We start from the raw sequence: 12,978 nt of genomic DNA on the forward strand, positions 1-12,978 counted from the left end.
TGCGGCCTACACTATGGTTGGTCGGTACGGGGTGGATGCTGTGTTCGTCGCCCAGCGCGAAGTCGATGCCAAGATTGAGCGTGGAGACCTCCAGGGGGCACTCGAACTTGATCAAGTGCGCCGCGAACTTTTGGACCTTATCATAGATATAGAGCCTCCCGCGCATTACTGACCTACAAAAGTATAGATTTGTAAAATCGGCCATTTCTTCTTTGCGCGCCGAGTGCTTGAGCGAACACGTGCTCGCTGGCGACGGCGGGATGGATCAGCGAGGCATGGCAGGCGGACCACAACACCGTGCGTGTCAACAGCAGTCCTGCCGGGATGGCACTCGCCGACTGTACGACCCGCCCCCGCCACGGCTATATGGAGAACGCGCGAAGTTATCTGCGGCCCGGCAACATCCGCAGCGTCAAAGAGCAAGCGGACCGTGGTGCCGAACAAGCGGCAAAGTCGGACTTAGTCAGTAAGCGCCAAAGTGCCGGCGAGGCGCCCGCCGAATGCAGCGAATTCCAAGCTTCCGGACATTGGCCCCACAACTAGGTGAAGGTGAGGCGGAGGTTCTGACTGGCGGTCCATATCGCAGGCCAATCGCCTGGAACGTCGCTTCTAGCCTAAAAATGAGGGTGGTCTGCCCCTACTCTCACCACGGTCCGTTTATGCGGACGGCTACGGGGACTTTGATACATCACCGCTCGAGCAGAAAGACAAAAAAATGCGCCAGTTGCGGTTAATGCGCCTTTCACCGTATGGAATTACAATTACGAAATAGAGTTCCTGCATAAGCCTCCTTGTCGAAAGACAAACACTTTCAACTCGGGGGGTTCACATGCGCTACTGGCCTATCGGTAAGCCCATCAGGGCTTAATAGTGTCACCAGCCTGAGCAGCTATCATCTTTTACTGCCGCATTTCGCAGGGGATAGCGCAATGCGTCACTGAAACAGTGGCAAGGCTCGCAAAGGCTGCTGATTAATACCTTTGTCTTTAACCTAACATATCCAATACGCGATATTGGAATACCGCAAAGCTCGATAACGGCTAAGCTCGAAAATGCCCGGCTTTCCAAGCCGGGCATTTTTTGCCATCAAGACCTGGTCATGTCCTTTACCGGCATCTCAAAAGTAAAGGCCCGAGGAACAAGCCCAAGCACTTTTACGGCCTTTCGCATTGCTTCGTTATGCGTCGATATCGTGAAGTGGATTTCCGTGAACCACCCGTTTAGGTGAACCTTCCGAAACCGCGAAAGTACGGCAGCAAAGGCTGCAGGAGCGGTAGGCGAACCCCAGGCAAACGTGATTGGGAGCGTTCGATCATCATGGTCCTCGCCCCAATTGATACCGCCAACGCACGTTCCGCTTTCATCAAAAGCCAGAATTGCGGGATGGTCCCATTTGCATGGTGGATATCTCAGCCAATCATTGCGCTGATGGTCGACACCCGCGGCGTAAGCAGCCCTCAGGCCTTCCTTGCTATGTGCGAGTTTGGTAACATGCTCCAAGCGTAGACTCATGTTATAGTTCTCCGCCCACGCTTGAACATCATGACGCCAAAATGGCGCACACCGGTGGTCATTACCAGTCCCAGCCGCGTACGTGGCTCTGCGTGGCTGTAGATCGATGGATGCCGATACCAGGACGTGTGCTCGGTACCTGACGGCGTCCATTCAGGCGCGTTCGCGATCTCGGGGTTTGGGCTGTTGGGCGCAGTATGGGCCATCCCGCTTGCCCAATTATCGATCGACGGCGCCCACCGCGCCACATGGATTCTTCGGCAAACCCATTGCGCCGGCGGTTAAACAAAAACAGCCGCCAACCTCGCGAGGTTGACGGCTGCCTTCACACAGATGGCCACTGGGACCAGCTGTGAAATGTGCTTAGGCGAATGCGATCTTCGCCTGGCGACGACGAACGCGCATCGATGCGCCAATCCCGCCGATACCGAACAGCATGATTGCCCAGGTACCAGCCTCGGGAACTGCTGCCGTCGGCTCGAAGGTCGCGGTGCCGGCATAGGAGCCGTTGCCACGCGACGTGCCGTTCACGACGATCTGGTTCGGCACACCCGAAGCGATCGAGACGTCGTTGAGCTCGAAGAACTCGGCGTTGCCGACAATGGTCTTCGTGGCTGCGAACCCATTGATGAACACCGACAGGATGTCGAGATCGGTCGAGCTCGTCAGGCGCGTGGTGTTCGTGCTCAGCGTGCCGCTAGCCAGACCAGTCTGATCGATAATGAAGTTGAAGGTATCCTGGAAGGTGCCGGCCGCGATGCCCGAACGGCCAAAATCTGCCGAAACGGTACCATCGTTGATATCGCCGCGAACGGTGAATTCCGGATCGTTCGGGGTGAAGTCAACTGCATGAGCCGCTGGGGCCATCGCGAAGGCGGATGCGAATGCCATGGTCGAGATGAGTAGACGCTTCATGTTGGTTTCCTCGAGTTTGTCCTTAACGAAAGGATAACGGGGGCCATGGCGACACGCAAACCGCTCTATCGCAAAATCCAGCTATGACCTTGATAATGTCGATTTTCGGGAAAATCGTGCCTTTTTCGTCACAGACGACGCTACGGAGACCGCCCCCCGTAGGCTTAGGGCAATCTATGTCCCCATAATGTACAGGAGCCGAATTGCTCTAACAAAGTATAAGGCTTTGCTGTATGTATATACTAATCAAACAATTTATGATGGAGTTCGACGGATTAGGTGAGGATGGGCAGGCTAAGAGCAACTTGGATGCAGCGGCAAGTATGAAGCACGATATTGCCTGGAAGCAGCACGCCACCTCTTGGTATTGCTAGATGCGCTTGACGCCGTCCGGCAGGAAGCTGATCACTACCACACCAGTGTTGAGATGACACGGCACATCAGCTGGATCGCAGACGCGAGTGGCGCCATCCGCACTGTTAGCGCACGATGGGCGAAGGTCACCGGCATCGAGGTCAACAAGGCATTAGATAACGGTTGGCTTGACGCAATCTACCCAGACGACGTGGAACAAACCCTGTGCGCTTGGCGCTTGGCGCTTGGCGCTTGGCGCTTGGCGCTTGAAACGGCATTGTCGATAGACGTCAACTATCGCCTGCGGACCTCCAGCGGCTATTGCTGGTTCCGCTCCTGCGCGTCACCACACTTTGATCACGACGGGGAGGTGCTTGCCTGGTTCGGGACGTTGGAAGACATCGACGATCAAAAGCGGGCTGAGAGTGCATTGCTTTGCGAGCGAAGAGCGTTTCCGTTTAGCCGCAGAGGCGTGGCGCGCCTGGGTGGGGACCGCCGCCCGAGATCGGAATGGGGACTTTCTATCAAATTGGCGGTACGGCCCTCAAACTAGCCACCTGGAACGAGCGTCCGTTTTCGCCACCTGCCACCCAAAAACGGACAGGCCGCCTTCCTGAAGAGTTGTAGACCGGCGCTCGAAGCGCGATCCCTCTTGGCCCGACGTAAGTGCATCGACGCGCGTAGAAGGCCGGATGCTGCGGGGGTTCCAATCGGCGCCGGTGGGGACCCTCGAACTGTCATCCCCTTTTATGCGACTACAACGGTTTAAACCGGTTTTGATGAGGCGCCGCTTTGCGCGCCGATTTGCACTCATATGCATCGATCCCGAGTTCGAGCCGTTGAACGGCTTCAATCATATCGGGAACCTAGCATGGCTGACCTTGGCGGCATCAAGAAGCATATGGAAGTCATCGGAGCGGACGGCGTTCACGTCGGTACCGTCGACAAGGTCGAGGGTGACCGCATCAAGCTCACCAGGCGCGACAGCGGACAGGGCAGCCATCAGGGTCACCATCACTATCTGTCTGCCGGCCTGGTCGCCGCGGTTGAGGGCGACAAGGTGCGTCTGTCCACAACCGGCGCGAACGCCTCACTGTTTGAGGAGGAGAAAGATCGGTCGAGCGGTGCCGGCGTCGGCACCAGCAGTGGTCATCCGCGCAGCGCGTTCGAAGGGCGCGGCCAACAGAATGGTTCAGGACCGGGCTGGCGTGCGATCGGGCTGGGAGCAGCCGCAGTCGGCGTTGCTGCCGGGGCGGCGTTCCTGACACGGAGCAAGGCGAAGACCCGCGATGAGTTCGAGTTCCGGCTTCAAACTGACGAGAGCGTCCGTCTGATTTCCTCTTCAAAGGTAGAGGGCACGCCTGTGGTCGGCCGTAACGGCGAGCATCTCGGCAAGATCGATAGCTTTATGGTCGACAAATACTCAGGCCGGGTCGCCTACGCGGTGATGTCGTTTGGAGGCACGATGGGCTTCGGCGAGGCGCTGTTCCCGTTGCCATGGAGCTACCTGGACTACCACGTCACCAAGGACGGCTACGTCCTGAACATCTCCAAGCAGCAGCTGGCGACGGCTCCCAAGTTCAAGCCGAGCGAGGTGCCGGAATTCACCGCCAGCTACCGGCAAGGCGTGGCACACTTCTACGGCCGAGCTTTGATCTAGGATCGCCTTCGGGAGGGTCGGAGCGCCGATCCTCCCCTGCCGTACAACGCGGGTCCGACTGCCATTTCGGTATGGTTCGTGCGCTCTTTCGATAGGCATCGATAATCGAACAACCGAAGGGGCCGATACGCGGAACGGGCGCGGATATGAAGCAGCAAAGGAAAAACCATGAGTCCGACACGCACTGCTGGCAACGAGCCCGACCCCGGCGATATGCCCACAGAGCCGGGCTTCGGACCGCCGAGCGATAACTCGGCGGAGCATGACCAGCCTGACGATGATGCCGACAAGCTTGGTGACTTCGCCTAGCTCACACGTGACGCTTGATGATCGACTGCGAAAGGTCAGCTTTTAGAAAAGCACTCGGTGATGCTGCAGTCTCCGATGGAGCGGCGATCGGGGCGGCAGGGACTTTTTTGAAAGGATCAAATATTGGAATCGTCGCCCTAGCACCTGCTGCCGTTGCGAGGGGGTCCCTTTTGCAACGGCAGGAATGGTCACTTGCAGTCATTCGAGGCTTATATACGATGAGCAAATGCGACGTCGCGTTCTAAGCCTCTTCGTCACGAGCGGCTTGCGATTCAGCGAAGCTACTCGATGGTCTTGCCAATCTGGGTTGTCCCGAACATGCGCCGAGTGAAAAAAGTCGTCAGCACCAATTAAGGTTACTGTGATGGTAAATGACGACGGCACGTTTGAGATTGAACTCGTCGCGGACGGTATTCCGGGCGTGGTTTTGCCAGATACGCGAATGATTAAAGGCCGGTTGTCGCCCGCCGCGCTGAAGCGCTTTCGAACGTTGGAACAAAGCCCCTCGTCGGTTGACGCCACAGTGCGCCTTAAGCAGGCGGTAAATCGTCGTTCCCAGAAAGTAGGCAGATCAACCGGTGACTTATTCGTGACAATTTGCGATTTTCAAGCGCCTAGGTCTAGATAAATAACTAATCTGTACTTCTTAACAATTTAGTTCGCCACTCGCTATATGCGTGGCAACGTCCTCCGTATCGTAGCTTATTTAGACAGTGATAGGTCACCCGAGCGATTATCTGATATCAATGAATACGCCGCCTACACCGACCAAGTTGTCAATAACGAGTGACTTTTTCATTTGTCATCTTCACAATAACCCTGATTCAATACTATGGTCGGGACTCATCGGTCGTAGCCAGAAGATAACGGTGCCGCGAGTGCGAAGGCAGCGAAGAAGACGGCTGGCCAGCGGTCGTAGCGAGTGGCGACGCGGCGCCAATCCTTCAAACGGCCGAACATGATCTCTATGCGGCGCCGGTAGCGGCGCTTGTCGTATCTGACCGGCTCGTTGCGCGATCTGCGGCCCGGGATGCAGGGCTTAATATCTTTGGCTTCCAGGGCGTCATCCACACTTTCCTTACGAAGCCTAAATCAAATCGCTCATCTCACATCGATGGGTCCTGTCCTAGCGCCAATCGCACTGCAAAGGGCGCCTATCGACGCGACAAAGTCCCTTTCCGCCTGATGTATGACCTGACCTTCGACCCGCACGACGCCTACCATAACCGTCGCGCTGGTCGTTTCGGCTTCCAGCTTGGCGATCACGGGCTGCATTCGTTGAAAGCTCCGGTCATCGAACAGGCCGAGGATGCAGATAAAGTTTGCGGTAGCAGCGACAGGGGTGACTGTGCCATCCCGCCCGTTCACGCGCCGCTGCTCATGCACTTCGCATCCGCGGCGGCGAAGCAATTGGGACGCCATTCGTGCCACTGCCGCGTCCAGTGGGCCGCGCCCCGGCACACACAGTACACTGCTGCCATTTCCGTCGTTACCCTCCTCGGATCTGGTCCAGACGGTAACCTCCGTTCCGTCAAGAAAGCTGGCGTGGCCCACCGGGTCTGGGTGATGCTCCAACGCCTCCAGCACTTCGAGTGTGGTCTCACATACTGCCCGGAGCGCCGTGCGTTCCACGGCACCGCGATCGACATCAGCAACCGCGAGCCGCAGACCGCCAAGTATGACCTCGTCATAATAGGCGGCGAGCGAGAGCGTTTCGAGATGAGTTTCGGCTTGCTCGATGGCCTCTTCCGGATGACCTGCGAGTACACGTTGGTAGAATGTCTCAGAGGGCGAAAGCGGGGGGCGGTCGCCGAACACGACGTCGAAGATCTCGAAAGCCGGAATGTAACGACCGAGAACGACCAGCATCAGCGTTAGCGGCATCGATAGCACTAATCCGAGTGGTCCCCAGATCCACGTCCAGAACAACGCAGCGACGACGACTGACACCGGTGAGAGGCCAGTTGAGTGACCGTAGAGCAGTGGCTCGACGACATAGCCGACGAGCGGCTCTACGATCAGGAACAGCAAGGCGACATAGCCGACCATCAGCCAGCCTGGCTCGACGGCAGCCGCCAATGCTAGGGGACCGATTCCCGCAACAAGCACGCCTACATAGGGTATAAAACGAAGCAGTCCGGCCAGCACGCCCCAAAGGCCGGGCGATGGTACGCCAATCAGGAACAGACCGCCCCAGATCACAGCGCCGAACCCGACATTGACGACGAACTGCGACAGGAAGTAGCGACTGAGCCGCTTTGCGCCCTCGTCGAGCGCGACAGTCGTCCGGTGAAGGTCGACGGTACCCATAAGGCGGATCAGACGGTCACGTAGATCCTCCTTTTGGAAGAGGATGAAGATCGTAACGATGAGAACGATCAGAGTCGTCTCCACGGGTGCCAGGGCGGGCAAGACGTAGCTGCGAATCTCATCCATCGCGCTTGCTGGCGGTGCCTGGATCTCCACGGGGATCGCAGCGTCGTCTCGCGGGCGGGCCAAGGACGCTGTGCCTGCTCGGCGCGCATTCTGAGCATTCTGGCGGCTACCGCCCCCATTCGTTTGCAGTATCGAGCCGAAGCGGTCGTGGAGTGCAACGCGGACGACGGCCGCTTTCGCAGTGATGCGCTCCGCGTACGCCGGCGCGTCCTTCGTCAGCGTTGCTGCCTGACTTACCAAGATGGCGCTAGTCACGCCGATCGTGCCCAGGGCCATTAGTATCGCAAGGAGTACGGCCGGGGCTCGGGGCACGCGCAATCGGCGGAAGCCGGCAACGATCGGCGCCAGCAGGAAGGACAGCAGGATGGCGAGGATGATGGGCAGCAGAACCGATCGGCCGGCATAGAGCGCGAACGTGACGATCGAGGCGATGATCCAGGGCGCGGTCGCGTCAATCGCGCGATGCGACTTCCATGTCCCATGGGCTCGTCGAACAGTAGTTGGCATATTGCCTACGGTCACCGGTGCGCTTTCATCAGAGGCTTCAGCAAGCTTCCCTCGCGGCTACCGGTTTTAGGTTAAGAATGTCGCCTCAGGCCGTTGTTTTACGACTGCTAGGTCGGGAGCAGTCGACATGCGGCGGTTCACGCCTGGGCGTTCATCGGACCGAAGATCGCGTGACGTGTTTGGCGCATTAAAGAAGGGGCGGCCCGTCCAAGGGACGGGCCGCCCAGTCAATCAGATTCGCGGCGTGGTGCCGTACCGGTTGCGCTCGGTCACGACCTCGTCGTCGGTGTAGACAGGGGCCTTGTCGTCGAAGCCATTCCAGCCCGACTGGCGGTAGGCCGAACCGCGCTCGGCAGCGTCTACCGACTTGTTGCGCTGCAAGACGGCCTCTGCCTCCATTGCGAGCGTATCGTCGACACGCGCGCTGACAAGGGTACCGCCGCGACGTACGCCCTCAGAATAGACGTTCGCTTCCTCGTCAGTATGGCCGGCTTCCTTCAGCGCGCCAACGATTCCACCCGTAGCGGCGCCGCCTGCTGCGCCGATGCCTGCGCCGACTGCCGTGGAAGCGAGCCAACCAGCCGCCACGATCGGGCCCAGACCCGGGATTGCAAGAAGGCCAAGACCGGCAAGCAGACCGCCGACGCCGCCTAGAACGGCACCGGTCGAGGCGCCGCGCGATACATCGCCATCGTCGTTCACGTCGTCGATGCCGGTAGTGCCGTCATGGTGTCCGTGATCACGCTTATTAGCCATGATGCTAAGATCGTCACGCGGTACGCCGAGGCGTTCGAGATCGCTCACCGCGTTTTTCGCATCGGAATATTTGTCGAACAGTCGTGTGATGGTTTTCGTCATAGTGTCCCTCCTAGTACCGTTATTTAGCGGGTCGTAACGTTGCCCTTGTAGTCTAAACCAACATTCACCTTCTTGCCGCGATGCATCGCCGTGCCCTGCCAAACGCCGTTGTCGTCCTTGGCCAGCTTCGACACGTCCAAGTAGCCCGCCTTGGCCATCCGGCCACGTGCCTGTGCCTCGGTGAAAGAGTTGCGACCGTCCGCCGGTGCGGCGACGTGGCCGGCCAAGTTGTCCTTGACCGCCGGGTTGTGGGATCCGGCATGACCCGTTTGCGCCATTGCGCCGGTCGTAAGCAAGGCTGCGGCGCCCATGCCGATAATGAAGTGCTTCATGATGTCTCTCCTCGAGAATGATGCCGACTTTGCGGCATTTCACTGGATAATGCGACAGGCCGAACTGGGTCTGCCACTTAGTCAGTCAGCGGACCGAACCGCGACGAACAAGGTTCACGGTCGCGAGCAGGAAAATGGTGCCTACCAGCGAGATCAGGACTGACTGGATGTTGATCGCGCCGTCCATGATTAAGTCACCGCCGATGAGCCGGGTAATGATGAACTTCGCAAGCACTGCGCCGACAATGCCAACGACGACATTGAGAATAACGCTCTGCTCTTCATCGGTCCGAATGATCATGCTGGCTACCCAGCCGATGATGCCGCCGACGACGAGAAGAATGATAAGGTTTATGGTGCAGTCCTCCGTTCGACCAATGCGCATCGATTAACCAGAACCACGAAGCAATGTTCCGGTTGTGCCGTTTTCGAAACATTGAAGCGTAGTCTTCCTGCATCAGGGTGATTGGTGCGACTGATACATAATCCGGAACTTGCAAGCCCTCGCCGCGCTTCACTTCAATGAGATTAGCGTCCCATAGCGTGGTCGTGATGGACCAGACTGGGATAGTTTTTGGAGCAAATGCCGCTGCCCTGACGATGCACGGCGTCGCCAAGGTGGAGGAGCTGGGTGAGACCGCGGATTAGTATATCCAGCGCTTCTGCCTGCGCTACCCCGATCACCGTCGGCTCACTCACCGGAAATAGTCCTCCGATGCATTACACCAGCGTAGCCCGTTGTGATTGACGATAACGCTGCCGCTGAGCACCCGCCAATCATCAACCCGAGGCTTGTTATCGCTCTTAGAAAACAACGGTTCCAGACGCGCCATCTGCTCATCCGTCAGCCAGTACATTTCTCTCATTCAGGCTCTCCTCACAGAGCCTGAGTCAGATCGTGCCGCTCACATCAATGCCGTGAGTGGACAGCAGGTCTATAGACGCGCGCAGTGCTGAGGTGGGTCTGGTCCGTCTTGTGCGAAATGTAGCGCACCGGCGACCGCTCGACGCCGAGCACTGCAAATGCGATCTTACTTACCGTGTCGCTAACTGAGTGTAGTAACTTGGCCAATATACCACCGTGTCAAACCTCCGTTACCCAACGGAGCATACGACATTATGGCTGGCGATCGATTGTTCTCGAAGGCGTCTGTCTTTGTGCTGTTTCTTTCTGCACCTCTGATGATCGGTGCAACCGGTCTGAATTCGATTTTTGACGTTCGGATCCTCACCGTGCACAATCGGGAGCGAACAGCGCTGGGCATCCCACCTCTACGTTGGAATCCCGCGTTGGCGCAGTCGGCGCAGCGGTGGGCCGATCATCTAGCTGCAACCGGATCATTCGAGCACGCCCCGGAATTGTCTTCTAATCCACAAGGAGAAAACCTCTGGGCGGGAACGAAAGGATATTATTCTCTCGAAGCTCGGGTCGGGGCATGGGTAAAAGAAAAGCGGTATTTCAAGCTTGGGTCATTCCCCGATAATAGTGTTACGGGTAAGGTTGAGGATGTAGGTCACTACACGCAGTTGGTGTGGCGTGAGACTCAAGAGGTCGGATGCGCCGTTGCTACTGGAACGCGTGAAGACGTTCTTGTTTGCCGCTACAGCAGCGCTGGAAACTACATCGGCGAAAAGCCTTTCTAAGTCCCTACCTCAGGCCCTTCCTCATCAGAATGGAAAGCGACCGATCGATTAGCTACGGCCGCGATGGCATGCTCCAACTTAACAATTTAAAAAATAGGGAAATTCGAGGTGAAAGGGACCTTGCTCTCCTAAAGATCTCGTTTAGCCTCGTCGAGGCGCCTGAAGAGCGGGACACAGGTATTTCGTGCTCCGGCGTACGGGAGGACAAGAGATGAAGAGCGTGCTCAAAATCGCGTTTGCAACGTCGCTAGTGACGTTTCCTTTAGCAGCCTCTGCAGAGACCTTTGTGGTGCTGGGGACCCCAGGAGCGAACCTGGATGCCGCCGTCACTGCTGCAGGCGGCCGGATCAAGAAGCGGCTCGCGAGCATCGACGTCGTCGTGGCCGAAGGCGGATCTGGCTTCCTTGCTGCCGTTGGAGACAAAGCAGGTGTCGCAGCTGTTGCCGCTGATCGGAAGATCAAGTGGATACCGAAGGGCGAGCGAGCGGTGTTCCGCGACGCCGACGTCGTAAATCCGCCCAATAATCCGGCCGGCATCGATCCGCGGTTTAACCTGCAATGGGGCCACACCGCCATCAAGGCCGTAGACGCGTGGAAGATGGGCTACGAGGGGCACGGCGCTCGCGTCGCAGTGCTCGACGGCGGCTTTCAGCTAAACCATCCGGACATCGCCGGTAGGTACGACCCGAGTTGCACTGCCGATATGACCGGCGAGGGCATTGCCTACGGCCCGAACTCGGATGACGACACGGGGATCTTCGCGCATGGCATGCACACGGCCGGTACGATCGGCGCCGCGCGCAATGGCGTCGGTACGATCGGCGTCGCGCCGAAGGCGACGCTTTGCTTGGTGAAGGTCCTGTTCAACAGCGGTAGCGGTTCGTTCGAGGACGTCGCGGCGGGGATCATCTATGCTGCCGACCGCAGCGTCGACGTCATCAGCATGAGCCTGGGCGGATCGCTTCAAAAGTCCGAGGAAGGGGCGTCGACCCTCCGACAGCTGATCGATCGTGCGGTAAGTTACGCCTATAAGAAGGGGGCCCTGGTGATTGTATCGGCGGGCAACGACGGGCAGAGCGCTGACAGCCCGAAAACCACAGGTACGCCAGCTAATCTGATCCATTTGCCGTCGGACTCGCCGCAGGCGATCTCGATCTCTGCGACCGCACCGCGGGGCTGGGGCAAGAACCAGAACGTCTTCCTGGACAACCCGGCCAGCTACTCCAATTATGGTCGCTCGGTGATCAATCTCGCCGGTCCCGGCGGCGATTACACGCCGTCCGTTACGGGTGATTGCACGGTCGCCGGTGTAACCAGGCCATGTTACATTTTTGACTTCGTCTTCAGCACGGGCGCTGCCAACTCGTACTACTGGAGCAACGGTACGAGCATGGCGACCCCACACGTCTCGGGGGTCGCTGCGCTCATCGTCAGCAAATACGGCAAAATGCATCCTGCTAAGCTACGCGCTTATCTCAACGCGGGAGCGGATGACCTAGGAGTATCTGCGCATGATCCGTATTACGGTAACGGCAGAGTGAACGCTGCGCGGTCTTTGTCGAAGTAAGAGCGATGTATGAGGCGTACAATTCTACGCCTCATACATATACCGTCAAAAGGTCTAGAACTGCAGGGTGAATGATGACGGCTGCTCGGGCGCATGGTAGGCGCGGAACAATGGTAAAGGCGATGGTGGTAACCGCTGCTTTACTGATCGCTGGCTTTGTCGCGTACTATGTGCGCAAACCGGCTTCGAAAGACGCTGATAAAGTCCAAATTGTATCGACAGGTACGCCTAATGTTATCCCGGTGCGGGTGGAAGCGTCACCGCAACCACAATTAAGTGGACAGATCAAAGCTGACCGCACGTCGTTCACCCAGCGGTTCAATCTCAAGCCTCATTATAGCCGCGGGCAGCTCGACGGCTATTTACTCGATCCAGCTGATCCAAGCGTTCTCCGAGGCTCGGCTTTGCAAGCTGGTGACGTGATCACAATTATCGATGGCATGAGACTCGACGAAGCGAAGTTCGCCCGGCTCGACATGGACACAAAAAATCTCGATGACGTTTTCGTAGCATATAAGCGTAACGGTGTTTTATCCAATGAAATCTTATCTCTACAAGAATAGAACGAAATTCTTTACTACAGCTTCGGCTTATTAGTTAAGCCAGGACTTGCTATGCTTCCCCTCACTATGTTTTATTGACGCTAGAACCGATATGTTTCCTTAGTAGGACACGGCAGGAAGCATCGACTCTCCAAGTTGATCTCCATGGCAACGCTGATGACACCCGCCTTGAGACGCCGCACACGCCGGATACTGTTTTAACTACGCGTCTGCTCGAGACCGCGCTTACCTCTAACGCTATTGGGCGAAAGCGGCCCGATCGGTTAAGCGCCGACCGATCTCACGCCCCTGTCGGAAAACACATCAGACCGTCCGAAAACT

10 protein-coding genes and 3 pseudogenes are annotated in these 12,978 nt (G+C 57.6%); 6 read left to right on the top strand and 7 right to left on the bottom strand.

Going from position 1 to position 12,978, the window contains the following annotated elements; all coding sequences use genetic code 11:
- Positions 1–1,875: 1,875 nt before the first annotated feature.
- On the bottom strand, positions 1,876–2,427 hold the full coding sequence (locus GV027_RS20945) for an FxDxF family PEP-CTERM protein (RefSeq protein WP_159513506.1): 552 nt from the start codon (positions 2,425–2,427) through the stop codon (positions 1,876–1,878).
- A gap of 367 nt (positions 2,428–2,794) precedes the next feature.
- Between GV027_RS20945 and GV027_RS21990 the strand changes: the two genes are divergently transcribed.
- The 3 genes and pseudogenes from GV027_RS21990 to GV027_RS21995 all read left to right on the top strand — a co-directional run bounded on the left by GV027_RS21990 (position 2,795) and on the right by GV027_RS21995 (position 4,441).
- Complete coding sequence (locus GV027_RS21990; protein ID WP_159513507.1) at positions 2,795–3,334, top strand: PAS domain-containing protein; 540 nt, start codon at positions 2,795–2,797, stop codon at positions 3,332–3,334.
- Between the two features lie 318 nt (positions 3,335–3,652).
- Positions 3,653–3,892: pseudogene (locus GV027_RS20955) on the top strand (DUF2171 domain-containing protein); the annotation flags it as partial.
- On the top strand, positions 3,875–4,441 hold the full coding sequence (locus GV027_RS21995; RefSeq protein ID WP_443029581.1) for a PRC-barrel domain-containing protein: 567 nt from the start codon (positions 3,875–3,877) through the stop codon (positions 4,439–4,441). The pseudogene GV027_RS20955 and the gene GV027_RS21995, both read left to right, overlap by 18 nt.
- Before the next feature lie 1,117 nt (positions 4,442–5,558).
- Here the strand turns inward: GV027_RS21995 and GV027_RS20965 are convergent.
- From GV027_RS20965 to GV027_RS20990, 6 genes and pseudogenes are all read right to left on the bottom strand, one after another.
- Positions 5,559–5,815 (bottom strand): annotated as a pseudogene (locus GV027_RS20965) (hypothetical protein); the annotation flags it as partial.
- 36 nt (positions 5,816–5,851) lie between these two features.
- Complete coding sequence (locus tag GV027_RS20970; protein WP_159513508.1) at positions 5,852–7,708, bottom strand: AI-2E family transporter; 1,857 nt, start codon at positions 7,706–7,708, stop codon at positions 5,852–5,854.
- 216 nt (positions 7,709–7,924) lie between these two features.
- Positions 7,925–8,551: a general stress protein gene (locus GV027_RS20975; protein ID WP_159513509.1), complete on the bottom strand. Its 627-nt coding sequence runs from the start codon at positions 8,549–8,551 to the stop codon at positions 7,925–7,927.
- 23 nt (positions 8,552–8,574) lie between these two features.
- A complete protein-coding gene (locus GV027_RS20980) occupies positions 8,575–8,883 on the bottom strand; it encodes a hypothetical protein (protein WP_159513510.1) in 309 nt (102 codons plus the stop codon).
- Between the two features lie 85 nt (positions 8,884–8,968).
- Entirely contained in the window at positions 8,969–9,268 is a 300-nt protein-coding gene (locus GV027_RS20985) for a GlsB/YeaQ/YmgE family stress response membrane protein (protein ID WP_443029577.1), read from the bottom strand.
- A gap of 319 nt (positions 9,269–9,587) precedes the next feature.
- Positions 9,588–9,749: pseudogene (locus tag GV027_RS20990) on the bottom strand (transposase); the annotation flags it as partial.
- Between the two features lie 253 nt (positions 9,750–10,002).
- On the opposite strand from GV027_RS20990, the gene GV027_RS20995 reads away from it, so the two are divergent.
- The 3 genes from GV027_RS20995 to GV027_RS21005 all read left to right on the top strand — a co-directional run bounded on the left by GV027_RS20995 (position 10,003) and on the right by GV027_RS21005 (position 12,657).
- Positions 10,003–10,527, top strand: a complete 525-nt coding sequence (locus GV027_RS20995; RefSeq protein WP_159513512.1) for a CAP domain-containing protein — start codon at positions 10,003–10,005, stop codon at positions 10,525–10,527.
- A gap of 211 nt (positions 10,528–10,738) precedes the next feature.
- On the top strand, positions 10,739–12,094 hold the full coding sequence (locus GV027_RS21000; protein ID WP_159513513.1) for a S8 family peptidase: 1,356 nt from the start codon (positions 10,739–10,741) through the stop codon (positions 12,092–12,094).
- A gap of 110 nt (positions 12,095–12,204) precedes the next feature.
- The gene (locus GV027_RS21005; RefSeq protein ID WP_236559446.1) at positions 12,205–12,657 is read left to right on the top strand and encodes a hypothetical protein; all 453 of its coding nucleotides are present in this window, start codon (positions 12,205–12,207) and stop codon (positions 12,655–12,657) included.
- The last annotated feature ends 321 nt before the right edge of the window (positions 12,658–12,978 follow it).

It is taken from the genome of Sphingomonas sp. T1 (assembly GCF_902506585.1).
GTDB classification, from domain to species: Bacteria; Pseudomonadota; Alphaproteobacteria; order Sphingomonadales; family Sphingomonadaceae; genus Sphingomonas; species Sphingomonas aerolata.